Below are 22,947 nucleotides of genomic sequence, written 5' to 3' on the forward strand. Positions count from 1 at the left end.
TCAGTCGGCCCAGCTCCAGCGCTGCGGGTGGAAGCTGGCCAGCGGGTCCTGGGTGGTGCCCGCCAGGCCGTTCTTGATCACCGACACCTGGTAGACCGGGTTCGGCAGCCACATGACCGGTAGGTTCTCGGCGCCGTACTTCGAGTACTCCTGCATCACCGACGGGTCGGTGCTCTCGGTGGAGTCGTGCATGAGGGTGTCGAGCTCCTCGTCGGAGTACGAGCCGAAGTTCGACGCCGCGCCGGTGCCGAACACGCGCTCGCCGCTCGGGTAGCCGCCGAAGTACCAGCTGCCCGCCGTACCGAAGAACGGCAGCTGCCAGTCGCAGTCCGGCTGGTCGGCGGTGCACGGGGCGATGGACGAGAGCACCGTGTTCAGCGGCGCCGACTCGATCGTGACGCCGACGCCCGCCTTGTCGAACGTGGACTTGATCTCGGCGAACATGTTGTCGGTCTCGGCCGAGCCGCTCTGCGTCAGGATCGTGATCGCGAGCTTCTGGCCGTCCTTGACGCCCTCGCCGCACTCGTCGTCCCCGTCTCCCGGGGCGGTGCACTCGAGCACGCCGTCGGAGCCCGCGGTCCAGCCGTGGTCGGCCAGCAGCGCGGCCGCGGCCTCCGGGTCGAACGGGTACGGGTTCGCCTTCTGCTCGTCGGAGAGGAAGTCGCTCTCGGGGTTCTGCGGCACGGGGCCGTAGCCCGGCAGGGCGGCGCCCTTCCAGATGACGTCGGAGATCTGCTCCTGGTCCACGAGGTGCTGCAGCGCCTGGCGCACGTAGAGCTGGCGGTAGACCGGGCCCAGCTCGGGGTGGTTGAAGTTGTACGGCAGGTACGTGATGGACCAGCCCGCCCACGGCTCGATCGTGTAGTCGAGCTGCTCGTACTGCTCCGGCGCGTCCAGGCCGGTCGTCGGGATGTACCCGTAGTCCACGGCACCGGACCGGACGGCGTTCACCTCGGCGTCCGTCGACGTGTACGGCAGGAGGTTCACGGTGTCGATCGAGGCGGCGTCGTCGCCGTCGTACTTGTCGTTCTTGGTGAGCTCGACCTGGCCGGCGTCGGTGAACCCGGTCAGCGAGTAGGGCCCGTTGATGGTCTGCCACAGCGGGTTCGACTCGTAGGTGGACAGGTCCTCGCTCTGCTTGACGAGGTAGTCGAAGATCCCCTTCGCGCCCTCGTCCGTCTCGGCGAGCGCCGGGTCGGGTTCTGCGTCGTCGGCGGTCTTGGCCCAGGCGTGCGCGGGCAGCGGCACGATGAGGGTGAGCTGGGACGCTTGCAGCCACTCCGGGTTGTAGACCTTGTCGAAGGTGAGCTCGACGGTCTTGTCATCGGGGGTCGCGACCTCCGTGACGTTGTCGGGCATGCGGCCCTCGGAGTAGCTGGCCCAGACGTCGGTGTTGGCCTTGACCAGGTCGAACCAGAACTTCACGTCCGCGGAGGTGACGGGCTCGCCGTCGCTCCAGGTGCGGTCGTCGAGGGTGATGGTCGCGGTGCGGCCGTCGTCGGAGAAGGTGATCTCGTCGGCGAGGTCGGCCTTCGCGACGCGCCCCACCTCACCCTCGGAGCCGTCGTAGGCGACGAGCGGCTCCCAGAGGGTGCGCATGATCGCGGAGTTGTGGGTGGCGAGCTTGCCCGCGATGCCGAGCGGCACTATCCAGTTCGGGGTCGCGTTGGCGGGCAGCGCGTAGTTGACGTCGGTGCGGCCGGCCGCACCGCCTGCCCCGTCCGCACCGGAGGACGTCGAGCATCCGGCGAGGAGGGCGACGGCCGCGGCAGCCCCGACGGCCAGCCGTACGGCCCGTACGGCATGCGTGGTGCGCATCTGAGTCTCCTTGGTGTGCAGCGCCGTCGATGCAAGAGCCTCTGGTCCTGAAGACTTGATTCGGCGGCCGAATAATCAAGCACCGTAGACGTACTAAGTTCCGCCGATCTACGCGCTATCCGTAACAAGACTGTTAATTCGCCCGCGCAAAAAGCTCCTGAGCCCGGACAGCGGCGGGCGATGGTGCAGACTCGTGCCGCTAGCTTGTTCCAGGTCCGGCCGAAGTGCGGGGAAGCCCCCGACGCCGCCGGACCGCAGAGACGGAGGATCCCCTTGGCCCAGATCGCGCGCCCCCGGGTCGGCGTACCGCGGCTCGAGCGGGAGATTCTCGTGCTCGTCTCCAGCGGCCGTGCCCGGTCCCGCAAGGAGATCGCCGACTCGCTCGGCATCGCGCCGTCCACCGTGTCGCAGCGCGTGCAGGCGATGCTCGCCTCGGGCGCCCTGGAGGAGACGGGCGAGGGCGCGTCCAGCGGCGGACGGCGCCCCCGGGCCCTGCGCGTGCCGGGCAGCACGGGCTACCTCGGCGTCGTCGACGTCGGCGGCACCCACGCGCGCCTCGGCGTCCTGCGGCACGGCGGCGAGCTGGACACGACGACGGAGGTGGCCATCGCGATCGCGGACGGCCCGGAACCGGTGTTGTCGCAGGTCACCGGGGCTCTGCGCGAGCTGGCGGACACCATGCCGGACGGCGGCCGGCTGCTCGGCGTCGGCATCTCCCTGCCCGGCCCGGTCGACGTCGCCCGGCGCGCCCTCGACTCGCCGTCGCGCATGCCTGGATGGTCGGGGTTCGACGTCGGGACCTGGCTCGAGGACGCCCTGGGCGTCCCGGTGGTGGTCGAGAACGACGCCAACGCGATGGCGGTCGGTGAGCACTTCGGACACGCCCGCCGGACCCGGCACTCCGTGTCGGTCAAGGCGGGCAGCGCCATCGGCGCCGGCATCCTGGTCGACGACCGGCTGTACCGCGGCGCGGGCGGCGGGGCCGGCGACATCACGCACACCCGCGTCCCCGCCGGGGGCGACACCCCGTGCACGTGCGGCAACCGCGGCTGCCTGGAGACGGTGGCGTCGGGCGCGCACCTGGTGCGGCTCCTGAAGGAGCAGGGGTACGACGTCGCGGCGACCGCCGACGTCCTGCGCCTCGTGCGGGACGCCGACCCCGTGGCCACCACGCTCGCCCGGACCGCCGGCCGGCACCTCGGCGAGGTGCTGTGCACGGTGGTCAACTTCTTCAACCCCGGCGCCGTGTACCTGGGCGGCGCGCTGTCCACGCTCGAGCCGTTCGTCTCGGCGATCCGCAGCCAGATCTACGAGGGTGCCCACCCGCTCACGACCCGCGACCTGGTGATCGCGCCGTCCGCCCTGGGCCCCGACGCCAACCTCGTGGGCGTGGGCCGCCTCCTGGAGGACACGCTCGTGCCGCACGCCCTCGCCACTGCACCGGAAGGAACCCGATGACCAGCTCCCGCCCACGCGTCGCGATCGCCGGCATGTCGATCGAGTCCAGCACGTTCTCGCCGCACCGCTCCGGCTGGGAGGCGTTCACGCTCCGCCGCGGCGACGAGCTGGTGGCGCACTACCCGTTCCTCGCCGACGGCGCCCCGCTGCGGGACGCCGCGGACTGGACCGGCGTGCTGCACGCCCGCTCGCTGCCGGGCGGGGCCGTGCCCGCCGACGTCTACGAGTCCGTACGCGACGAGATCGTCGCGACCCTCCGCGCGCAGCTGGCCGAGCACGGGCCGTACGACGGCGTGCTGCTCGACATCCACGGCGCCATGACCGTCGTCGGCCGGGACGACGCCGAGGCCGACCTCGCGGCGGCCGTACGCGCCGCCGTCGGCCCCGGGACGCTGATCAGCACCACCATGGACCTGCACGGCAACGTGCCGCGCGAGCTGGCCGAGCTCAGCGACCTGATCACGTGCTACCGCATGGCCCCGCACGAGGACGTGTGGGAGACGCGGGAGCGGGCCGCCGCGAACCTGTTGTCGCGGCTGCGGTCCGGCGGCGCCCCGAAGAAGGCGTGGCTGCAGGTCCCCGTGCTGCTCCCGGGCGAGAAGACGAGCACGCGGATCGAGCCGGCCGCGTCGATCTACGCCGACGTCGCGCGGGTCGCCGAGCTGCCCGGCGTGGTCGACGCCGCACTCTGGGTCGGGTACGCGTGGGCCGACGAGCCGAGCTGCCGGGCCGCCGTCGTCGTCACGGGTGACGACGAGGAGGTGATCCTGCGCGAGGCCGAACGGCTGGGCCGGCGGTACTGGGACGCGCGCGACGAGTTCGCGTTCGTGGCGCCCGCCGCGCCGTACGAGGAGTGCGTGGCGACGGCCCTGGCGAGCACCGCGCGGCCGTACTTCCTGTCCGACTCGGGCGACAACCCGACCGCCGGCGGCGCGGGCGACGTCACGTGGACCCTGGCGCGGCTGCTGGCCGAGCCGGCCTTTACCGCGGCCCCTCAGGACGGCGGCCCGGTCCCGGACGGCGACGACGGCGGCGGTTCGGTCGCGGACGGCGGTCGCACCGCGATCTACGCCTCGCTGCCCGACGCGGCGGCCGCGCGTGAGGTCGCGAAGGCCTGGGCCGAGCACGGCGCGGGAGCCGAGGTCGACGTCGAGGCGGGCGCCCGGGTGGACGACGGCCCGCACGGGCCGGTCCGGCTGCGCGGCGTCGTGGAGCACGTCAGCGAGGGCGACCCCGATGCCGGGATCGTCGCCGTCGTCCGCGTGGGCGGTCTGCGCGTGATCCTCACGGAACGGCGCAAGCCGTACCACCTGGAGTCGGACTTCACGTCGATCGGGCTGGACCCGCGCGGGACCGACGTCGTGGTCGTCAAGATCGGCTACCTGGAGCCGGACCTGTACGACATGGCGGCCGACTGGATGCTGATGCTCACCCCGGGCGGCGTCGACCAGGACCTGCTCCGCCTGGGCCACCACCGCCTGACGACCCCGACCCACCCGTTCCACGAGTTCGCGACCGAGCCAAACCTCACCCCCACCCTCCTCTAACCCGTTGAGTGCTGGATATTCGCCCCTTTGACCTGCGAAAAAGGGCGAATATCCAGCACTCAACGGAGAAGGGGTCAGGCCTCCGATACCAGGGAGAACAGGTCCTTCGGGTCTTCCGGCTCCGCGATGAGGTCGAGGTGCTGGAGCAGCTCCGGCGCGTTCGCCGTCACGTCCTCCAGCACGAACTTCAGCGCGGTCCAGTCCTCCACGGCGAAGCCGACGGAGTCCCAGACGATCAGCTCCTTGGCGCTCTGGCGCCCCGCAGCCGCGCCCGTGACGACCTGCCACAGCTCGGTGACCGGGAAGTCCGGCGCCTGGTGCTGGATCTCGCCCTCGATGCGGGTCTGCTCGGGCAGCTCCACGAACACGCTCGCCCGCGCGATGATCGCCGGGTCCAGCTCGGTCTTGCCCGGGCAGTCACCGCCGATCGCGTTGATGAACACCCCGCCGGTGACCTCGGCGTCGTGCAGCACGGTCGCGTTCTGCTTGTCGGCCGTGCAGGTGGTGATGACGTCGGCGCCGCGGACGGCGTCAGCGGCGTCGACCGCCATGACCACGTCGAAGCCGAGGGCCTTGGCGTGCCGGGCCAGCTTCTCCATGGCGAGCGGGTCGACGTCGAAGATGCGGAGCGTCTCGATGCCCAGCTCGGCACGCATGCCGAGCGCCTGGAACTCGGCCTGCGAACCGCAGCCGATCAGGGCAAGGGTGCGCGACTCGGCGGGCGCCAGGTACCGGGCGGCGAGCGCCGACGTCGCGGCGGTGCGCAGCGCGGTGAGCAGCGTCATCTCGGCGAGGAACGTCGGGTAGCCGTTGCGGACGTCGGCGAGCACACCGATCGCCGTCACGGTCTGGAACCCGTTCGTCGGGTTGAGCGGGTGCCCGTTGACCAGCTTGAAGCCGTAGGTCTCCGCGTCGGAGGTCGGCATCAGCTCGATGACGCCCTCCTTCGAGTGCGACGCGATGCGCGGCCGCTTGTCGAGCTCGGGCCAGCGCGCGAAGTCGCGCTCCAGCGCGTCGGTCAGGGCGGCGATGGCCGCCTCGGGGCCGCGGCGGGCCACCCACCGGGCGGTCGCGGCGACGTCGAGGTACGGGACTGTGGTCATCGCTGGGTCTCCTCGGGGGTGACGGTGATGGCGACGTCCGCCGCCGGGCGCAGCTCGAGCGTGCAGCACTTGACCGAGCCGCCGCCCTTGAAGATCTCGGACAGGTCGACGCCGACCGGGACGAAGCCCCGCTCCTTGAGCGCGTCGGCGTAGTCGCGGGCGCGGTCGCTGAGGAACACGTGCAGCCCGTCGGACACGACGTTCAGGCCGAGCACGGCGGCGTCGTCGGCGCCGACCAGGATCGCGTCGGGGAACAGGCGGCGCAGCGTCTCCTGTGCGGCGGGGCTGAACGCCTCGGGGTAGTAGGCCACCACGGTCTCGCCGGAGACGGCGCCGTCGTCGAGCACGGACAGCGCCGTGTCGAGGTGGTAGTAGCGCGGGTCGACCAGCTCGAGCGGGATCAGCTCGATGCCCTGCTCGGCCAGCTCCAGGCGCTCGGCCACCTCCGCGTGGCCGGCGGGCGTGGTGCGGAAGCCGGTGCCCGCGAGCAGCAGCTTGCCGATGAGCAGCAGGTCGCCCTCGCCCTCCATGACCTCGACGGACTCGCCGAGGCGGCGGTAGCCCTCGGCCTCGGGCGTGCCGAACCAGCGGTCGTACGCCGGGCCCTCGGCGGCGCGCTCGGGGAACGTGAACCGGGCGGCGAGCGCCCGTCCGCCGACGACGATCCCGCCGTTGGCCGCGTAGACCATGTCGGGCAGGCCGGGCTCGGGCTCGATCACGTCGACCCGGTGGCCGCGGGCCTCGTAGGCGGCGCGCAGCGCCTCCCACTGGGCGAGCGCCTTGGCGGTGTCGACGGGCGACGACGGGTCCATCCAGGGGTTGATGGCGTAGACGACGTCGAAGTACGTGGGCGGGCACATGAGGTAGTGCCGGGGTGTGGCGGTGCGCTGCGCGGTGGTCTGCGTCAGAGGCGCGGTGGTCTGCGTCATGCCGTGAGGCTACGTGCGTACTGATTCACAACAACCATGCTTCCGTTGTGCATTCAGCCACGGTTTGTTGCGCAATCGCGCGCTGTACTGAACGATTCGTTCATGGATGCCGTGAACCGGGCAATCGTCGGCGAGCTGCTGCGCGACGGGCGAGCCACCTACCAGGAGGTCGGCAGCGTCGTCGGCCTCTCCGCGCCCGCCGTGAAGCGCCGGGTGGACCTCATGATGGCCCGCGGGGAGATCGCCGGCTTCACCGTGCGCGTGGACCCGCAGGCGATGGGCTGGACGCTGGAGGGGTACGTCGAGATCTTCTGCTCGGGCATCGTCTCCCCTGCGGTGCTCGAGCGCGACTTCGCGCCCATCCCGGAGGTGGTCCGGGTCTCGACCGTGACCGGCGACGCCGACGCGATGGTGCACGTCATGGCGTCGAGCATGGAGCAGATCGAGCACGTGGTGGAGCGCATCCGGACGGTCACGCACGTGGTCAAGACGCGCACCGCCCTCGTGATGTCGCGGGTGGTCGACCGTCCGGGCGCCTGACATGACCGGGCCGGGCCCGCTACGCCTTAGGGTGTCCTAACAGGACTTTCCTTATCGGACCGGAGGGCGCCCCCGATGCTCAGAACCACGGTCTCCGACGACGTCGCCGGCTGGCTCGACGTGCTCGGACCTCTCGCGTTCTACCTGGTCGTCTGGGGCCTCGTCTTCGTCGGCACCGCGTTCTTCGTGGGTGTCTTCATCCCGTTCCTCACCGGGGACGGCCTGCTGTTCGGCGCGGGCATCGTCGCCGGCAGCACGGACCGCATAGACATCTGGGTGCTCGCGATCGGCGTCGGCGTCGCGGCGGTGGCGGGCGACCAGGTCGCGTTCCTCCTGGGCCGCAGGTACGGCCGGCCGTACCTGAGCTCCCGGAAGGGCCGCTGGGTGCAGTCGATGGTGGTGCGCACCGAGCGGTTCTACGAGCTGTTCGGCTGGTGGTCGGTGGTCATCGGCCGCTACATGCCGTGGGCGCGGGTGTTCGTCCCGGTGATCGCGGGGGTCGGCGGCATGCCGTACCTGCGCTTCCTCACGGCGAACGTGTTCGGTGCGCTGAGCTGGGCGGTCCTCATCACGGTGCTCGGGTACTTCGCGGCGTCGGACCCGTCGGTACGACCCATCGCGTACGTGGTCGCGGGCGTGGTCATCGCGGCGTCGGTGGTCGCGGGCATCCGCGCCTGGCGCCAGGACCGGGCGGGCCGCGCCACGACGCCCGCGTGACGCCGCGAGAACGCGGTCGCGTCGGGTGATCAAGCGGGCGCTTCGGGAGATCAACCGCGGCGGGTGGTGAGCAGCGAGGGTGGGAGCATGCCTTCCCAGAACGTCTCGTTGAGCACCCTGCCCGGCGCCGCGGACAGCCGACCAGCCGGCGTCGTCTCCCCTCCGCGCCGCACCTGGACACCCGTCGCGGCGCTCTCCTTCGGCATCGCCATGGTGCTCATGGGCGAGTTCCTCCCGGCGAGCGTGCTGCCTGCCCTCGCGGCCGACGTCGGGGTGAGCGAGGGCCGGGCCGGCCTCGCGGTGGCCGCTACCGCGGTCGCCGGCGCGTTCACCGCGCCGAGCATCGCCGTGCTGCTCCCCCGGACCGACCGCCGTACGGTGCTCGTCGCCCTCCTCGCGATCGCGGCGCTCTCGAACGTCGCGGTGGCGCTCGCGCCGAGCTTCGCGGTGCTCCTGGTCGGCCGGCTGCTGCTCGGTGTCGCGCTCGCGGGCTACTGGTCGTTCGCCTTCGGCGCCGGCACCCACGCCGTGCCGGGCAAGGATCGCCTGGTCTCGTCCGCGCTGGCGTTCGGCACCAGCATCGCGACGGTGGTCGGCATCCCGCTCGCCTCCGTCGTGGGGGACGCCGTCGGCTGGCGGGCCACGTTCGGCGGCACCGCGCTGCTCACCGCGGTCGCCGCGGTCGCGCTCGCCATCGCCCTGCCCTCCGTCCCGGCCCATCCGGGGGCCGGCCTGCGCATGCTGCGCGCGGCCCTGCGCAACGGGCGGCTCATGGCGGGTATCGCGTGCGTGGTGCTGGTCGCGCTCGGCAACTTCGCCGCCTACCCCTACATCCGCATCGCCATCGAGGACGTGGACCCGACCGCCACCACGTGGCTGCTGCTCACGTGGGGCATCGGCGGGCTGGTGGGCACCCTGCTGGCCGGCTTCCTCGCCCGGTGGCTGCGGCCCCTTGCCGCCGTCGCGCCCGTCGTGCTCTCCGCCTCGCTCGTGCTGGCGGCGTTCGCCACCTCGGTGCCCGTGCTCGCGGTCGCCATGGTGCTGTGGGGTCTCTCCATCAGCATGATGCCGGTGATCACGCAGCTCTGGGTCACCAGGGTCGAGCCGGAGCGGGCGGAGTCCGCGATGTCGCTCCAGGTCACCGCCTTCCAGGTGGCGATAACCGTCGGGGCCGTCCTGGGCGGCGCACTACTGGACGGGCACGGGGTCCAGTCGCTGCTGCTGGTCGGCGCGGGAGCGGCGGTCGCGGCCGGGGTCGGCTGGGCGGTCCTGCGGGTGCCCCGCACCTGAGGCCGACGGCGGTACCGACGGGACCCAGGGCCGACGCCGGGGCCGGGTCGGTGTCGATGTCGATGTCGGTGGCCCGGCCCGCCACGCGAGCGGCGAGACGCCGTGGTCCGCCGCGAACGCCCGGCTGAACGCCGCCACCGAGCCGTACCCCACCTGGAACGCGACCCGGGTCACCGGGAGACGCTCGACGGCGAGCAGCGTGCGCGCCCGGTGCATCCGCACCTCTCGCAGCATCCGCATGGGGCTGTGCCCGGTCGCGCGGCGGAACCGCTCGGTGAGGGCCGAACGCGACAGGTGCACCAGGCCCGCCATGTCGTCGGGCGTCCATGGCTCCTCCGGCCGGGCCGCCAGCTCAGCCATTACGTGGGCGACCGCGGGGTCGGCGGTCGCTCCGTCCGCGTCGTCCTGCGACAGCCTCGACATCGCCGCCCCGATGAGGCCCGCGTAGCTGGACGAGAACAGGTCCTGGCTGCACGTCACCTCCAGCGGGCAGGTGGTCACGAGCGCGACGACGCCCCGCTGCCGATCGCTGAAACCCCGCACGATCAGCGGGCTCGGCAGCGCCGCTGACGGCACCGCTTGCCACAGGTCGCCGTGCACGAGGTCGGCCTCCACCTCGACGACGAGCCGGTGCGCCGTCCGTGCGTCGACCAGCACCGCGTCACCCGGCAGCACCCGGCTGCGCGCGCCCGCGGTCTCGAGCGTCACGGCACCGGCCAGGACCAACGCCCACAGGCCGCTGGACCCGGACGTGGTGGCACCGGCGGGCAAGCACTCGCGCCTCAGCGTCGTCATCTGCCACTCCATATGAAGCGGAGCCACGGAATCGGGTGGGCTATTCCCGCCGGGGCCGATCCGCACGCGCGGGCCGGCGGCGCGAGCTCGGCCGGGCGATCAACAGGGGGCGCCGGCGGATCAAGCGGGCCGAGGGCCCGGCACCGACGCTGGAACCATGCCAACTCAGAGCGCCGCGCCGAGCGCACCGCCCAGCTCGACCGTCACCACCCCAGCGAGCACCCCGACCTGGACCCCCGTCATCGCGCTCTCCTTCGGGATCGCGATCCTGGTCGCGAGCGAGTTCCTGCCCGCGAGCGTGCTGCCGGGCCTCGCCGCCGACATCGGCGTGAGCGAAGGCACGGCGGGCCTGGCCGTCGCGGCGACGGCGATCGCCGGAGCCTTCACCGCGCCGAGCATCGCGGTGCTCCTCCCCCGGACCGACCGGCGCAAGGTCATGCTCGGGCTGCTCGCCGCCGCCGCCGTGTCGAACCTCGCGGTCGCCGTCGCGCCCAGCTTCGCGGTGCTGCTGATCGGCCGGCTCCTGCTCGGCGTCGCCATCGCCGGGTACTGGTCGTTCGCCTTCGGCGTCGGCACCTACGCCGCCCCCGGCAAGGACCGCGTGGTGTCGTCCGCCATCTCGTTCGGCGTCAGCATCGCGACGGTGCTCGGCGTCCCGCTCGGGTCGATCGTCGGCGACGCGGTCGGCTGGCGGACGGCCTTCGGAGGCGCCGCAGCACTCTGCGTGCTCAGCGCGGTCGCGCTCGCGATCGCCCTCCCCTCCGTACCGGCCCACCCCACGGCTGGCCTGCAGATGCTGCGTGAGGCGCTGCGCAGCACGCGGCTGATGGCCGGCATCGGCTGCGTGGTGCTGGTCGCCTTCGGCAACTTCGCGGCCTACCCGTACATCCGCCTCGCGATCGACCGCATCGATCCCGGCGCCACCACCTGGATGCTGCTGGCATGGGGCGCGGGTGCCGTCACCGGTACGATCGTGGCCGGGATGCTCGCGCGGTGGCTGCGCCCGCTGGCCGGGGCGGCGCCGATCGCGCTCGGCCTCGCGCTGGTGCTCACGGCGAACGCCTCGTCCGTGCCGGTGCTGACCGTCGCGGTGGTCCTGTGGGGCTTCTCGTTCAACATGATCCCCGTCGTCGTCCAGCTCTGGGGCGCCCGGGTCGAGCCCGAGCGGACCGAGTCGGCGATGTCGCTCAGCGTCACGGCCTTCCAGGTGGCGATCACCGCGGGCTCCGCGCTGGGCGGGCTGCTACTGGACGGGTACGGCGTCCGGCCACTGCTGCTGGTCGGCGCGGGTGCGGCGGTGGCGGCGGGAATCGGCTGGGCACTCCTGCGGATACCCCGGTCCTGACCTCGCCACCGCGGGGGCGGTGCGCCACGCGAGCGGCGAGACGCCGTGGTCCGCGGCGAACGCCCGGCTGAACGCCGCGACCGAGCCGTAGCCCACCTCGAACGCCACCCGCGTGACCGCCAGGCACTGCTTGGTGAGCAGGGTGCGGGCCCGGTTCATGCGCACCTCGCGCAGCATCCGCATGGGGCTGTGCCCGGTCGCGCGGCGGAACCGGTCGGTCAGCGACGAGCGCGACAGGTGCACCAGGCCGGCCATCCGGTCGAGGGTCCACCGCTCGCCCGGGCTCGCCGCGAGGGCGGCGACCACCTCGGCGACCTCCGGGTCGTCGGCCGGGCCGGTTGCGCCGTCGGCCTGGCCGTCGACCGTCTCGGCCGGTCCGGGCGTGGCGGCGATCGCCGCGCCGATGAGGCCCGCGTAGGCCGTCGCGAACCGGTCGGCCTTGCACTCGACAGTGAGCGGGCAGGTGGTCACGAGGGCGACGACGCCGCGGTGCTCGTCGCCGAACCCGCGCAGGACCAGCGGGCTCGACGACGGCGCGGCGGGGGCCTCGCGCCGGAGGTCCCCGTGCACGAGGTCGGTGTCGACGTCGGCGGTGAACCGGTATGCCGTCCGGGGATCGACGAGCACCGCGTCGCCGGGCAGGATCGTCCGGCGACCGCCCGCCGTCTCGAGCGTCGCGGCACCGGACAGGATCAGGGCCCACAGGGCGCCGGACCGCGCCAGGGTCGCGTCAGCCGGTAGCTGCTCGCGCTTCAGCGTCGTCATGTCCCATTCCATACGAAGCGGAGCCACGAACGCGCGCCGCCTATTCCCGGACCGGCTTCAGCCGGCTCGTCGCCATCGCGACCGGGATCGCCACCGCGCCGATCAGGGCGCCCACCGCGACCGCGGCCGGCACGCCGAACCCGCTGATGGCGAGGCCGCCGACCGCGGCTCCCGTCGCGACACCCACGTTCGCGGCCGACGCCGGCAGCGACTGCGCGAGCGGCGCACCGGGCCCGGCCAGGCCGACCACCCGGTGCTGCAGCGACGGCGCCAGGATCAGCGCCACCATGGCCGGCGACGAGCCGAGGAACCACAGCGCCACCAGCGACAGCGTGAGGCCGGTCAGCCCGAGGACCAGCGCGCGCGGCGCGTTCCAGTCCGCCAGGCGGCCCCCGACGTAGGCTCCTGCGGCGGTCGCCGCGCCGTAGATCATCAGGTACACCCCGACCATGGCTCCGGAGACCCCGGTGACCTCCTCGAGGAACGGCACCACGTAGCTCCAGGCGGCGCACGAGGCGGCGAACACCAGGAAGCAGACGACGAGCAGCGCGAGCACCCGGGGCGCGAAGGCGTTCCGCAGCTGGCCGCGTCCGGCGTCGTCCGCGCTCGCGCCGGGCAGGGACGGGACGAGGAACCAGCAGGCGGCCAGGACGAGCGCGCCGAGCGCCGCCACGGCGACGAAGGCGCCGCGCCAGCCCGCGACCTGCCCGAGCGCCGTCCCGAGCGGGGCGCCGAACGCCCCGGCCAGCGTGTTGCCGAGGAGGATCGCGGCCATCGCCCGTCCGGCCGCCTCGCGCGGGACGACGGCGGTCGCGACCGTGAACGCCGTCGCGAGGAAGAGGCCGTGCAGGGCACCGGTGATCCCGCGCGCCACCAGGAAGGTCAGGTAGTCGGCGGTGACGACGGCGAGCAGGTTGCCGACCACGAAGACGGCGATGGAGCCGCGGACCACCGTCCGCCGGTCGAGCCGCATGGTCGCCATGGTCAGGAGCGGACCGCCCGCGGCCAGGCCGACGGCGTAGGCGGTGACCAGCCCTCCGGCGGCGGGCACCGACACGCCGAGGTCGCCCGAGATCACCACCAGCAGGCCGATCACGAGCGTCTCGGCGGTGCCGAGCACGAAGTTCGCCGCGAAGAGCGTCGAGAGCGTGCGGCGGGCCGACGGCGGCGCGGCGGGAACCGCTTGTGTCTGTACGTCCATGCGTTCCTCCGGGTGAGCAGCGGCCGCGCCATGTCACAACCGATTGATTGCGACGGTATGGCAACCGGTTGGTTGCGTCAAGGCGTGACCGGGCATAGGCTCCGAGGCATGCCCTTCCCCGATCGCATAGTGCGGACCATCGAGCTCGGCCACCCGCCCGCCGCCGTCTGGGCCGCCGTGACCACCGCGGAGGGCCTGGCGTCCTGGTTCGGTCACCACGCCGACATCGACCTGCGTCCGGGCGGCGCCGCCCGGATCGCGTGGGACGACGGCGCCCGCCACGACCTCCGCGTCGAACACGTGGCGGAGCCGTCGGCCTTCGCCTTCACCTGGCAGATCGACGGCATGCCCGACGACGACCCGCGCCGCACCTACGTCGAGTTCACGCTCGAACCGTCCGGCGACCCCGCGGGCACGAGCACCCGGCTGACGGTGACGGAGACGGGCTTCGCCCAGTTCTCCGCCGACGACCACGCGGTGGCATATCCGGACCACGTCACCGGGTGGGAGCGGGAGCTGGGCGAGCTCGCCGCACATCTCGCTGCCGCGTGAACGACATGAACGAGCCGGAGAAGACCGCCGAGCAGGTCTTCGCGGCCCTCGCCGACCCGACCCGGCGCGCGATCCTCGGCGAGCTCGCGGCCCGCGGCCCCGCGACGGCGACCGACCTGTCCGGCCGGCTGCCCATCACCCGGCAGGCGATCGCGAAGCACCTGGCCCTGCTGACGGACGCCGGCCTGGTGATCCCCGAGCCCGGCGAGCGCCGTCGGGTGCGCTACCGGCTGCACTCGGCCCCCATGCAGGTGGCTCAGCAGTTCCTCGCGGCGCTGGCGCGCGACTGGGACTCCCCGCTCGCCGCGCTCAAGGCGCATCTGGACGGCGCGGCACATCCGGACGGCGAGCAGCCGCCGTCGCGCTGACCTGGGCCCTGCCCTGACATACTGCGGGTGACATGCCCGCAGGTCGTGTCACAGCCAAGGAGTCAACATGCTGATCGCCGGTCTCGTGCTCGCGGGCATCGCCGCCCTGATCCACGTCTACATCTTCTATCTGGAGTCCTTCGCCTGGACCGACCGGAAGACCCTGGCGACGTTCGGGATGACCGCGGAACAGGCAGAGGCGATGCGGCCGATGGCCCTGAACCAGGGTTTCTACAACCTGTTCCTCGCGATCGTCACCGGCGTCGGCATCGTCTTCACTGCGACCGGGTCGACGGCGGTGGGCGCCGCCCTCGTGCTCGCCGGAACCGGCTCGATGGTCGCGGCAGCGCTCGTGCTGGTGGTCTCGGACCCGACCAAGCGCGACGCGGCGCTGAAGCAGGGCCTCGTCCCGCTGCTGGCGATCATCGCCGTGGTGGTCGGCCTGCTCCTCTGACACCCAGCCCGCTCGGCTGGGGTGCGCTCAGGTGGGGACGTCCATGCGCTGCGTGCCGATGACCGCCAGGAGACGCAGGGCCTCTTCCGACGGAGAACCCGGGTCCGCCGTGTAGACCACCACCTGCTGGTCCTGGTCGGTGAGGTCGAGGGCGTCGCAGTTGACGGTGACGAGCCCGACCAGCGGGTGCCGGAAGGACTTGCGCAGCGTGCGCGCGGCCTGCACGTCGCTCAAGGACCACAGCTCCGCGAACTCCGGGCTGCCCGCGACGAGCTCCTCGACGAGCGCGGTCACCTCGGGGTCTTCGGGGTACCGGGCCGCCGTGTTGCGGAGCCGAGCGACGGACGAGCGGGCGAACTCGCCGGCGTCGGAGACCCCGTAGAGCCGCTCCCCCGGCACCTGGGAGCCGAGGAACGCCCGGCGGGCGAGGTTGCGCTCACGACGGGGCAGCGCCGACCAGTCCTCCATGAGCGCCGCCGCGAGCCCGTTCCAGGCGATGACCTCGAGGGTCGCCGAGGTGACGAAGGCAGCGGCCTGCGGCAGCCGGTCCAGCATGAGCTGGACGCTCGGCCGGACCTCGCGCGGCGGTCCTGGCGGCGGGCCCGGGGGCACGCCGGCGAGCTCGTGCAGGTAGCCACGCTCGGCGTCGGACAGGCGCAGCGCCCGGGTGAGGCCGCCCAGGACCTCGCGCGAGGGGTGCGGGCCACGGGCCTGCTCCAGCCGCGTGTAGTACTCGGTGGAGATGTAGGCGAGCTGCGCCACCTCCTCGCGCCGCAGGCCCGGGGTGCGGCGTCGCCGGCCGGCGGGCAGGCCGACGTCGGCGGGTGCGATCCGTTCCCGTCTGCCGCGCAAGAACGTCGCGAGCTCTGCTCGGTCCATACCTTGAAGTATGCGCAGACGACGGGGCCGTAGCCAGGTACCGGCGCTGCCTGGATGGGCCCCGGAGCCCGGCGCAGGCTCGTCGGTATGAGCACACCAGCTACCGAAGCGACCACCACGACGACCGGAGCCGGCCTGCTGGCCGGCAAGGTCGCCTTCATCACCGGCGCGGGCCGCGGCATCGGCGCGGCCTCGGCCCGGCTGTTCGCCCGGGAGGGCGCCACGGTGTTCCTCACTGCCCGCACCGAGGAACAGCTCAAGGCCGTGACCGACGAGGTCAGGGCGGCGGGAGGCAACGCGGACTACGCGGTGGCCGACCTGTCCGACGCAGACAGCGTGCGCGCCGCCGTCGACCGGGTGGTGGAGCTGCACGGCCGCCTGGACGTCGCGTTCAACAACGCCGCCACGTTCACCCCGCCGCAGCCGCTGGACGAGGTCTCCGAGGCCGACTTCGACCGCCTCTACGCCGTGAACCTGCGCGGGCCGTGGCTGACCATGGTCGCCGAGATCAACGCCATCCGGGCCACGGCGGGTACCGGTGCGATCGTCAACAACACCAGCATCGGCAGCCTGCGGGCCAACCCGGTGCTGCCCGCCTACGGCGCGATGAAGAGGGGCGTGAACAGCCTCACCGAGTCGGCCGCCGTCACCTACGGGCCCGAGGGCATCCGGGTCAACGCGGTCTCCCCCGGCGGCACGTACACCGCGATGATCGAGGCCTGGGAGGAGCACACCCCGGGTCTCATGGAGCAGCTGACGCCCGGGGTCCCGCTGCGCCGCGGTGCCCAGCCCGAGGAGATCGCCGAAGCCGCGGCCTGGCTCCTGAGTGACCGCGCCTCCTTCGTGACGGGCGCGATCCTCAAGGTGGACGGCGGCGCAGGCGCCTGACCCATCTCGTTTCGCGAAGTAGAGCGCCTGTCCGGGCCTCCCTGGCCGAACCGGGGAGAGCCGGACAGGCGCTCTACTTCGCGGCGTGTGAGGCAGTGGCCGGGCTGCGGAGGCGGCGCAGCATGCGCGCGTCCTGGAAGCCGACCGTGCGGGCCGCCGACTCGACGGTCGCGCCGTGGCCGATCAGGTGCTCTGCCCGTTCGAGCCGCAGCAGCTGCTGGTAGCGCAGCGGCGTCATCCCGGCGGCCTGGGTGAACAGCCTGGTCAGCGTGCGCGCGGCGACACCGGCGTGTGCGGCCAGGTCGGTGAGCGGCAGGGTCCGCGCGAAGTGGGCGTCGATGTGGTTCTGCACCCGGTGGACCGTGTCGTCGACGTGCGACCGGTACCGCAGCATCGCGCTGGCCTGGGGCTCCGCCCCGTTCCGGCGCGTGTAGACCACCATCTCGCGGGCCACCCGGGCGGCGAGCGCTGGACCGTGCCGCATGGCGAGCAGGTGCAGCGACAGGTCGATGCCGCTCGCGATGCCCGCGGAGGTGACCACGCCGCCGTCCGTGGTGAAGAGGACGTCGCGGACCACGTGCGCCCGGGGGTACCGGGCGGCGAGGTCGTCCTGGACGGCGTGGTGCGTGGTGCAGCGCCGGCCGTCCAGCAGGCCCGCCTGGCCGAGGGCGTCCGCTCCCGCGCACACGCTCGCGACGGTGCCGCCCGCGCCGTGGTGGGCGGCGAGCCGTTCGCGCAGCGAGACGCTCACCCGGGGCCAGGCGACCTTGACGCCTCCGACGCGCCAGCCGGGTACGACGACGAGGTCGTCGGGGCCTAGCTCCGGCCAGTCGGTACCCGCGACGAGCGGGAGGCCCTGCGCCGAGGCGACCACACCGGCGTCGTGCCCGGGACCGCCGGCCCCGCCACCTCCACGACCGGTCACGGAACCATCTGGTTCGACGCCGGAGACGTACCGCAGGTCGTAGGGCCGGCCGAAGTCGCCCGCCGCGAAGAAGGCCTGCGCGGGGCCCGCCAGGTCGAGCAGGTGGACCCCGGGCAGCAGCACGAAGACGACTGTGGTCATGTGGCCGATGCTGTCACGCCCACCTCGGACTCCGCCTCGAGCTCCGCGACGGTGGCGATGCGCGCGAACCGGCCGCGGAGCACGGCCTCGGTCCGCTCCAGGATGTCGGCGGCGCTGAACCGGCCGAGCGGGTCGGTGCTGGTGGCGTCGCTCACGAACGTCATGGCGTAGCCGAGGTCGGAGCCGACGCGCGTGGTGGTCTCCACGCACTGCTCGGCACGGATGCCGCAGACGCGCAGCTCCGCGACGCCGTGCGCGGTGAGGATCTGCTGGAGGTTGGTGGTCGTGAACGCGTTGTGCGAGGTCTTGCGGAGCACCGGCTCGTCGGGCAGTGGCTCGCTGAGCTCGGCGAAGAGCCGGACGTTACCGGACTCCGGGTCGAACGGGTTGCCCGTCCCCGGCTCGGTGTGCAGCACCCAGACGACGAGGTCGCCTGCCGCACGCGCCAGGTCGACGAGCCGGTTGACGGGCTCCGCGACCGTGGGGTTGAGGGTGTCGGCCCACTGCGGGCGGACACGGAAGGACTCCTGGACGTCTACGACGATCAGCGCTCGGTTCATGCCTCCAGTCTGGTGACGCGGGCGCGCGGGCGGGAGGCCGGATCGGGTCGCGAGGCGGACGGATCTGGTCACCCGCACGCGGGTCGGGCCTGTCGAGACCAGGGTCTCGACAGGCTCGACCACCGATGGGATCAGGCCACGAACGCCGCCGTGTTCCGCCGCGCCCAGTCGGCAAAGGACCGCGCGGGCCGGCCCAGCACCGTCTCGATGTCCGGGCTCACCACCTGCTCCTCCGGGAGCGGCTCGCCCAGGATCGCCAGGGTGCCGTCGACGACATGCTCCGGGATGTACGCGAGCATCCCGGCCCGCGCCTCCTCGCGCGTGAGCTCGGCGAAGGCCAGGGGGACGCCGAGCGCCCCGGCGAGCGCCTGGGTCCGCTCGCGCGGCGAGACGGCGGCGGGACCGGTGAGCGCGTAGGTGCGGCCCGCGTGTCCGTCGTCGACCAGGGCGACCGCCGCGACCTCGGCGATGTCGGACGGGTCGACGGCGGGCAGCGCGACGTCGCCGAACGGCGCGTGCACGGTGCGCTCCGCGCGGACCGACGGAGCCCAGGCGAACGCGTTGCTGGCGAAGTCCCCGGGACGCAGCACCGTCCAGTCGAGGCCCGACCCCTGCACGAGCTTCTCGAGCTGGGCGAGGGGTCCGTGCGAGACCGATCCCGCCCGCGTGGCCGCGCCGAGCGACGAGAGCAGGACGAGGCGCCGCACGCCCGCACCGGCGGCCGTGCCGATGATCCGCTCGGTGTCCAGGTGCTCGCCCGAGCCCGGTACCAGGAGGAACATCGCCTCCGCGCCGGCGACGGCGGCGCGCAGGCTGTCCGGGTCGGCAAGGTCCGCGCGCTCTGCGCGGACCCGGGGGTCGTCGAGCGGGGCGGTGCCCGCGCGAGACACGGCGGTGACGTCGTGGCCCCGTCGGGCGAGCTCGGCGACCAGCGGTCGGCCGATGTTTCCGGTGGCTCCGGTGACGACGATCATGGGTGCTCCTTGGCTGAACGACACGGCCCCGAACCGGGGCCGGGCGACCCCTGCGGCCGCTCTGCCGCCGACGTTACGAGCCTGAGTACAGTAGGTTCCCTCAGGAAAGTATTGGAGCCTGCCATGCCGAACGCCAGAACCGCCACGAGCACGTGGTCGCCCCAGCCTGACGACGACCCGGCCACCGCCTGCCCCATCTCACCGGTCGTGGACCTTGTCTTCAGCCGGTGGACGACGCCGATCCTGTGGGTGCTTCAGGCCCACGGCACCCAGCGCTTCGTCGAGCTGGAGCGGCGCATCGGCGTGACGCCGAAGGTGCTCACGCAGCGCCTGCGCCAGCTCGAACGGGACGGCCTGGTGCAGCGCAGGATCTACGCGGAGGTACCGCCGCGCGTGGAGTACGAGATCACCGGGCTCGGCAGCAGCCTCCACTCCGTCTTCGCCGCCCTGGGCGAGTGGAGCGACGCCCACCTGGCGGACGTCGAGGCCGCCCGCGCCGCATACACGGGCCCGCTCCCCCGCTGACCGCTGCACGCCCGAAACCTGTGGTCGGCAAAAGGTCAGGTCATCGGCAGCCCGAGTTGCCGATGACCTGACGTTTTGCCGACCAGCCGCCCGGTCGGACGCTACGCGCCCACCGGGAGCCGGCGTCAGGCCTTGACGAAGGCCAGCAGCGCCTCGTTCACCTCGGCCGCGTGGGTCCAGAGCAGGCCGTGCGGCGCGCCCTCGATCTCGACGTACTCGGCCTCGGGGAACGCCTTGTGGAACGGGCGGGCCGTGGCGTCGATCGGGAGGATGTTGTCCTTGGTGCCGTGCAGGATCAGGGACGGCTTGCCCGCGGCGCGCACCGCCTCGACGTCGGCCCGGAAGTCCTCGATCCAGGCCGAGACGACGGCGTAGGCCGCGACCGGGGCGCTGCCCGTCGCCGTGTTCCAGCTGGCCGTCACGACCTCCTGGCTGATCCGGCTGCCGAGGTTCTCGTCGAGGTTGTAGAAGTCCTGGTAGAAGTTCGTGAACCAGGCGAAGCGGTCGGCGTGGGCGGTCTCGCGGATGCCGTCGAAGACCGACTGCGGCACGCCGGTCGGGTTGTCGTCGGTCGCGACGAGGAACGGCTCCAGCGAGGCGAGGAAGGCCAGCTTGGCGACCCGCTCGTGGCCGTAGTTCTTCACGTAGCGGGCGAGCTCGCCGGTACCCATCGAGAAGCCGACGAGGATGACGTCGCGCAGGTCGAGGGTGTTCAGGACCGCGTCCAGGTCGGCGGCGAAGGTGTCGTAGTCGTAGCCCTCCCCGACCTTGCTCGACTGGCCGAACCCGCGGCGGTCGTAGGTGATGACGCGGTACCCGGCGGCGATCAGCTCGCGGGATTGGCGCTCCCAGCTGTTGCCGTCCAGCGGGTAGCCGTGGATGAGGACTACCGGCTGCCCCGTGCCGTGGTCCTCGTAGTAGAGCTCGGTGGTGGTGCTGTTCTCGGTGCCGACCGTGATGAAACCCATGACGTGTTCCTCTCCTGAATCCCGCTTGCCATCCTGTGGCCCGGCGGAGAACGGTCGTTCTCTGCCGATATCCGCTACAGTAGAGAACGAACGTTCTCCGCGCAAGTCGTGCGGAGGGAGAAGTGGGGTGAGATCGCATGATCGACGAGAAGACCGCTCGCGAGGCAGTGATCGAGGCCGCCGACGGGCTGTTCTACGCGCACGGCGTCCAGGCGGTCGGCATGGACGCCGTGCGGACGGCGGCTGGCGTGTCGCTCAAGCGGATCTACTCGCTCTTCGCCTCGAAGGACGAGCTGATCGTCGCGGTGCTCAACCACCGCACGACCGTCTGGGACTCGGGCCTCGCGTCCGCGTCGGAGCGGGCGACGTCGGCGCGCGAGCGCATCCTCGCCATCTTCGACTTCCTCGACGCCTGGTTCCGCGAGCCGGAGTTCCGCGGGTGCGCGTTCATCAACACGCACGGCGAGCTGGGCGCGTCCTCGACGGCGGTGGCGGACGCCGTCCGCGAGCAGAAGCGCAGCTTCCAGGAGTACGTCGCCCGCCTCGTGGCGGACGCCGGCGCGCCCGCCACCCTGGCGCCGCAGCTCGCGATCCTCGCCGAGGGCGCGCAGACCACCGCCGCCATCGCGGGCACGCCGGACGCCGCGCACCAGGCCCGCGCCGCGGCCGAGACCCTGCTGGACGCAGCAACTGCGAGAGGATGAGGACATGACGACCGACGACATCACCAGCGGCGGACCGGGAGCCCTTCCGTACGCCCTGCAGACCGGCCCCCACGAGGGTGACTTCGCGTTCCGCTGGGCGTACGGCAACCCTGAGGCGCCGTTCACCATCATGGAGTTCGGCGACTTCGAGTGCCCGTACTGCGGTGCGGCCAAGCCCGTGCTGCACGAGCTCGTCAACGGCTCCGAGGGCCAGGTCCGCCTGGTGTGGCGCCACTTCCCCCTGTTCGAGCCGCACCCGTACGCGCTGACGGCGGCCCTCGCGGCCGAGGCCGCGGGGCACCAGGGGGCGTTCTGGCCGATGGCGGGTCTGCTCTTCAAGAACCAGGACAGCCTCGACGACGCGTCGATCATCCGGTACGGCGAGCAGCTCGGCCTCGACGACACCAGCGCCCTGATCGGTGACCCGGCGCAGCGGTTCGCCGGCGCCGTCCGCAAGGACTACCAGGCAGGCATCGACGCCGGGGTGCACGGCACGCCCACGCTGTTCATCAACGGCGAGCCGTACCTGGGCGCCGTCACGGTCACCGACCTGCGGGACACCATGTCGATGTCCCGCAAGCGCGCCCGCTTCCGCCGGTGACCCGACCGTTGGTCATCGCTTCAGGAGCGCCCGCAGATGGGCCACCACCTCCCGCGGTGACTGCTCGGCCATGAAGTGCCCCGCGTCCAGCGTCCGGTGCTCCAGGTCGGCGACCCATGCGGACCACAGGCCCGCCGCGTCGTAGCCGAGCGCCGCGCCCCAGTCCTGCTGGAGCACGGTGACCGGCATGGCGAGCCGCCGTCCGGCTGCCCGGTCGGCCCGGTCGTGCTCGACGTCGATCCCCGCCGACGCGCGGTAGTCCGCCACTATCGACGGCACCGCCTCCCGCGAGGCGCGCAGGTACTCGGCCCGGACGTCGGCCGGGATCGCATCGGGGCCCGTGCCCCAGGCGTCGAGGAAGAACCCGAAGAAGTCGTCGGCGGAGGCCTCGATCATCCGCTCGGGCAGGCCGGGCGGCTGGGCCATCAGGTAGAGGTGGAACGCGACGGCGGCGTCCGCGCCGTGCAGCACGTCCCACATGTCGAGGGTCGGCAGGACGTCGAGGACGGCCAGGTGGGTAACCCGGTCCGGGTGGTCCAGGCCTGCGCGGATCGCGACGAGCGCGCCCCGGTCGTGGCCCGCCAGCGCGAACGTCTCGTGGCCCAGCGCGGCGGCGAGGGCGACCACGTCCTGGGCCATGGTCCGCTTCGAGTAGGTGTCGCGGTCGAGCTCGGCGGGCTTGTCGCTCGCACCGTAACCGCGTAGGTCAGGGACGATCACCGTGTGGTCACGGACGAGGTCGGCGGCGACGTGGCGCCACATGAGGTGGGTCTGCGGAAAGCCGTGCAGCAGCACGACGGGGCTGCCGGAGCCGCCGACCGCTACGTTGAGGACGACGTCGCCCACGGCGACGCGCTGGTGGTCGAGCCCAGGGATCTTCTGTGTCATGCCCCGAATCTC

Annotated in this window: 25 protein-coding genes; 13 read left to right on the forward strand and 12 right to left on the reverse strand. The window is 72.7% G+C overall.

Going from position 1 to position 22,947, the window contains the following annotated elements:
• Positions 1–1,818, reverse strand: a complete 1,818-nt coding sequence (locus tag ACNYC2_RS23060) for a peptide ABC transporter substrate-binding protein (RefSeq protein WP_419704020.1) — start codon at positions 1,816–1,818, stop codon at positions 1–3.
• A 273-nt stretch (positions 1,819–2,091) separates the two neighbouring features.
• On the opposite strand from ACNYC2_RS23060, the gene ACNYC2_RS23065 reads away from it, so the two are divergent.
• On the forward strand, positions 2,092–3,276 hold the full coding sequence (locus ACNYC2_RS23065) for an ROK family protein (protein ID WP_419704021.1): 1,185 nt from the start codon (positions 2,092–2,094) through the stop codon (positions 3,274–3,276).
• Complete coding sequence (locus ACNYC2_RS23070) at positions 3,273–4,823, forward strand: M81 family metallopeptidase (RefSeq protein ID WP_419704022.1); 1,551 nt, start codon at positions 3,273–3,275, stop codon at positions 4,821–4,823. The genes ACNYC2_RS23065 and ACNYC2_RS23070 overlap by 4 nt, the downstream gene beginning before the upstream one ends.
• Before the next feature lie 74 nt (positions 4,824–4,897).
• Here the strand turns inward: ACNYC2_RS23070 and ACNYC2_RS23075 are convergent, their stop codons facing one another.
• Both ACNYC2_RS23075 and ddaH read right to left on the reverse strand, forming a co-directional pair.
• Positions 4,898–5,926 (reverse strand): ornithine cyclodeaminase, encoded by a 1,029-nt coding sequence (locus ACNYC2_RS23075; RefSeq protein ID WP_419704023.1) that lies wholly within the window; start codon positions 5,924–5,926, stop codon positions 4,898–4,900.
• Entirely contained in the window at positions 5,923–6,855 is a 933-nt protein-coding gene (gene ddaH / locus ACNYC2_RS23080; RefSeq protein ID WP_419704024.1) for a dimethylargininase, read from the reverse strand. Before ddaH ends, ACNYC2_RS23075 begins: the two co-directional genes overlap by 4 nt.
• A 102-nt stretch (positions 6,856–6,957) precedes the next feature.
• Between ddaH and ACNYC2_RS23085 the strand changes: the two genes are divergently transcribed.
• The 3 genes from ACNYC2_RS23085 (at position 6,958) to ACNYC2_RS23095 (ending at position 9,402) form a co-directional block, all read left to right on the forward strand.
• On the forward strand, positions 6,958–7,395 hold the full coding sequence (locus tag ACNYC2_RS23085) for an Lrp/AsnC family transcriptional regulator (protein WP_377138778.1): 438 nt from the start codon (positions 6,958–6,960) through the stop codon (positions 7,393–7,395).
• Positions 7,396–7,470: 75 nt separating this feature from the next.
• On the forward strand, positions 7,471–8,112 hold the full coding sequence (locus tag ACNYC2_RS23090; protein WP_419704025.1) for a DedA family protein: 642 nt from the start codon (positions 7,471–7,473) through the stop codon (positions 8,110–8,112).
• An 87-nt stretch (positions 8,113–8,199) separates the two neighbouring features.
• Complete coding sequence (locus ACNYC2_RS23095; RefSeq protein WP_419704026.1) at positions 8,200–9,402, forward strand: MFS transporter; 1,203 nt, start codon at positions 8,200–8,202, stop codon at positions 9,400–9,402.
• On the opposite strand, the gene ACNYC2_RS23100 is transcribed toward ACNYC2_RS23095, so the two are convergent.
• Positions 9,301–10,197: a helix-turn-helix domain-containing protein gene (locus ACNYC2_RS23100; protein WP_419704027.1), complete on the reverse strand. Its 897-nt coding sequence runs from the start codon at positions 10,195–10,197 to the stop codon at positions 9,301–9,303. The two genes, ACNYC2_RS23095 and ACNYC2_RS23100, sit on opposite strands and share 102 nt — an antisense overlap.
• A gap of 157 nt (positions 10,198–10,354) precedes the next feature.
• Between ACNYC2_RS23100 and ACNYC2_RS23105 the strand changes: the two genes are divergently transcribed.
• Entirely contained in the window at positions 10,355–11,542 is a 1,188-nt protein-coding gene (locus ACNYC2_RS23105; protein WP_419704028.1) for an MFS transporter, read from the forward strand.
• On the opposite strand, the gene ACNYC2_RS23110 is transcribed toward ACNYC2_RS23105, so the two are convergent.
• Together ACNYC2_RS23110 and ACNYC2_RS23115 are read right to left on the reverse strand one after the other, a co-directional pair.
• Positions 11,441–12,307 (reverse strand): helix-turn-helix domain-containing protein, encoded by an 867-nt coding sequence (locus ACNYC2_RS23110; RefSeq protein WP_419704029.1) that lies wholly within the window; start codon positions 12,305–12,307, stop codon positions 11,441–11,443. The genes ACNYC2_RS23105 and ACNYC2_RS23110 overlap by 102 nt on opposite strands.
• 40 nt (positions 12,308–12,347) lie before the next feature.
• A complete protein-coding gene (locus ACNYC2_RS23115; protein ID WP_419704030.1) occupies positions 12,348–13,508 on the reverse strand; it encodes an MFS transporter in 1,161 nt (386 codons plus the stop codon).
• A 108-nt stretch (positions 13,509–13,616) separates the two neighbouring features.
• Between ACNYC2_RS23115 and ACNYC2_RS23120 the strand changes: the two genes are divergently transcribed.
• The 3 genes from ACNYC2_RS23120 (at position 13,617) to ACNYC2_RS23130 (ending at position 14,882) form a co-directional block, all read left to right on the forward strand.
• Positions 13,617–14,060 carry an SRPBCC domain-containing protein gene (locus ACNYC2_RS23120; RefSeq protein ID WP_419704031.1) on the forward strand — a complete coding sequence of 148 codons (444 nt, stop codon included), beginning with the start codon at positions 13,617–13,619 and terminating at the stop codon, positions 14,058–14,060.
• 5 nt (positions 14,061–14,065) lie between these two features.
• Positions 14,066–14,428, forward strand: a complete 363-nt coding sequence (locus tag ACNYC2_RS23125; protein WP_419704032.1) for an ArsR/SmtB family transcription factor — start codon at positions 14,066–14,068, stop codon at positions 14,426–14,428.
• Positions 14,429–14,495: 67 nt separating this feature from the next.
• Complete coding sequence (locus ACNYC2_RS23130) at positions 14,496–14,882, forward strand: DUF1304 domain-containing protein (protein ID WP_419704033.1); 387 nt, start codon at positions 14,496–14,498, stop codon at positions 14,880–14,882.
• Positions 14,883–14,909: 27 nt separating this feature from the next.
• On the opposite strand, the gene ACNYC2_RS23135 is transcribed toward ACNYC2_RS23130, so the two are convergent.
• Entirely contained in the window at positions 14,910–15,761 is an 852-nt protein-coding gene (locus ACNYC2_RS23135; RefSeq protein ID WP_419704034.1) for a helix-turn-helix transcriptional regulator, read from the reverse strand.
• Between the two features lie 87 nt (positions 15,762–15,848).
• Between ACNYC2_RS23135 and ACNYC2_RS23140 the strand changes: the two genes are divergently transcribed.
• Positions 15,849–16,649: an SDR family NAD(P)-dependent oxidoreductase gene (locus ACNYC2_RS23140; protein WP_419704035.1), complete on the forward strand. Its 801-nt coding sequence runs from the start codon at positions 15,849–15,851 to the stop codon at positions 16,647–16,649.
• Between the two features lie 73 nt (positions 16,650–16,722).
• Here the strand turns inward: ACNYC2_RS23140 and ACNYC2_RS23145 are convergent, their stop codons facing one another.
• The 3 genes from ACNYC2_RS23145 to ACNYC2_RS23155 all read right to left on the reverse strand — a co-directional run bounded on the left by ACNYC2_RS23145 (position 16,723) and on the right by ACNYC2_RS23155 (position 19,249).
• Positions 16,723–17,715, reverse strand: coding sequence for a GlxA family transcriptional regulator (locus tag ACNYC2_RS23145; protein WP_419704036.1), 993 nt, complete (start codon positions 17,713–17,715; stop codon positions 16,723–16,725).
• Complete coding sequence (locus ACNYC2_RS23150) at positions 17,712–18,275, reverse strand: cysteine hydrolase family protein (protein WP_419704037.1); 564 nt, start codon at positions 18,273–18,275, stop codon at positions 17,712–17,714. The genes ACNYC2_RS23145 and ACNYC2_RS23150 overlap by 4 nt, the downstream gene beginning before the upstream one ends.
• A 131-nt stretch (positions 18,276–18,406) precedes the next feature.
• Complete coding sequence (locus ACNYC2_RS23155; protein WP_419704038.1) at positions 18,407–19,249, reverse strand: NAD(P)H-binding protein; 843 nt, start codon at positions 19,247–19,249, stop codon at positions 18,407–18,409.
• A gap of 123 nt (positions 19,250–19,372) precedes the next feature.
• Between ACNYC2_RS23155 and ACNYC2_RS23160 the strand changes: the two genes are divergently transcribed.
• On the forward strand, positions 19,373–19,774 hold the full coding sequence (locus tag ACNYC2_RS23160) for a winged helix-turn-helix transcriptional regulator (RefSeq protein ID WP_419704039.1): 402 nt from the start codon (positions 19,373–19,375) through the stop codon (positions 19,772–19,774).
• A 125-nt stretch (positions 19,775–19,899) separates the two neighbouring features.
• Here the strand turns inward: ACNYC2_RS23160 and ACNYC2_RS23165 are convergent, their stop codons facing one another.
• Entirely contained in the window at positions 19,900–20,742 is an 843-nt protein-coding gene (locus ACNYC2_RS23165; RefSeq protein ID WP_419704040.1) for an alpha/beta fold hydrolase, read from the reverse strand.
• Between the two features lie 137 nt (positions 20,743–20,879).
• Between ACNYC2_RS23165 and ACNYC2_RS23170 the strand changes: the two genes are divergently transcribed.
• Both ACNYC2_RS23170 and ACNYC2_RS23175 read left to right on the forward strand, forming a co-directional pair.
• On the forward strand, positions 20,880–21,446 hold the full coding sequence (locus ACNYC2_RS23170) for a TetR/AcrR family transcriptional regulator (protein WP_419704041.1): 567 nt from the start codon (positions 20,880–20,882) through the stop codon (positions 21,444–21,446).
• A 4-nt stretch (positions 21,447–21,450) separates the two neighbouring features.
• Positions 21,451–22,047 (forward strand): DsbA family protein, encoded by a 597-nt coding sequence (locus ACNYC2_RS23175; RefSeq protein WP_419704042.1) that lies wholly within the window; start codon positions 21,451–21,453, stop codon positions 22,045–22,047.
• Between the two features lie 12 nt (positions 22,048–22,059).
• Here ACNYC2_RS23175 and ACNYC2_RS23180 read toward each other — a convergent pair whose 3' ends face one another.
• Positions 22,060–22,935, reverse strand: coding sequence for an alpha/beta fold hydrolase (locus ACNYC2_RS23180; RefSeq protein ID WP_419704043.1), 876 nt, complete (start codon positions 22,933–22,935; stop codon positions 22,060–22,062).
• Positions 22,936–22,947 lie beyond the last annotated feature (12 nt).

The sequence above is a fragment of the Promicromonospora sp. NFX87 genome (assembly GCF_048564965.1).
Lineage (GTDB): Bacteria > Actinomycetota > Actinomycetes > Actinomycetales > Cellulomonadaceae > Promicromonospora.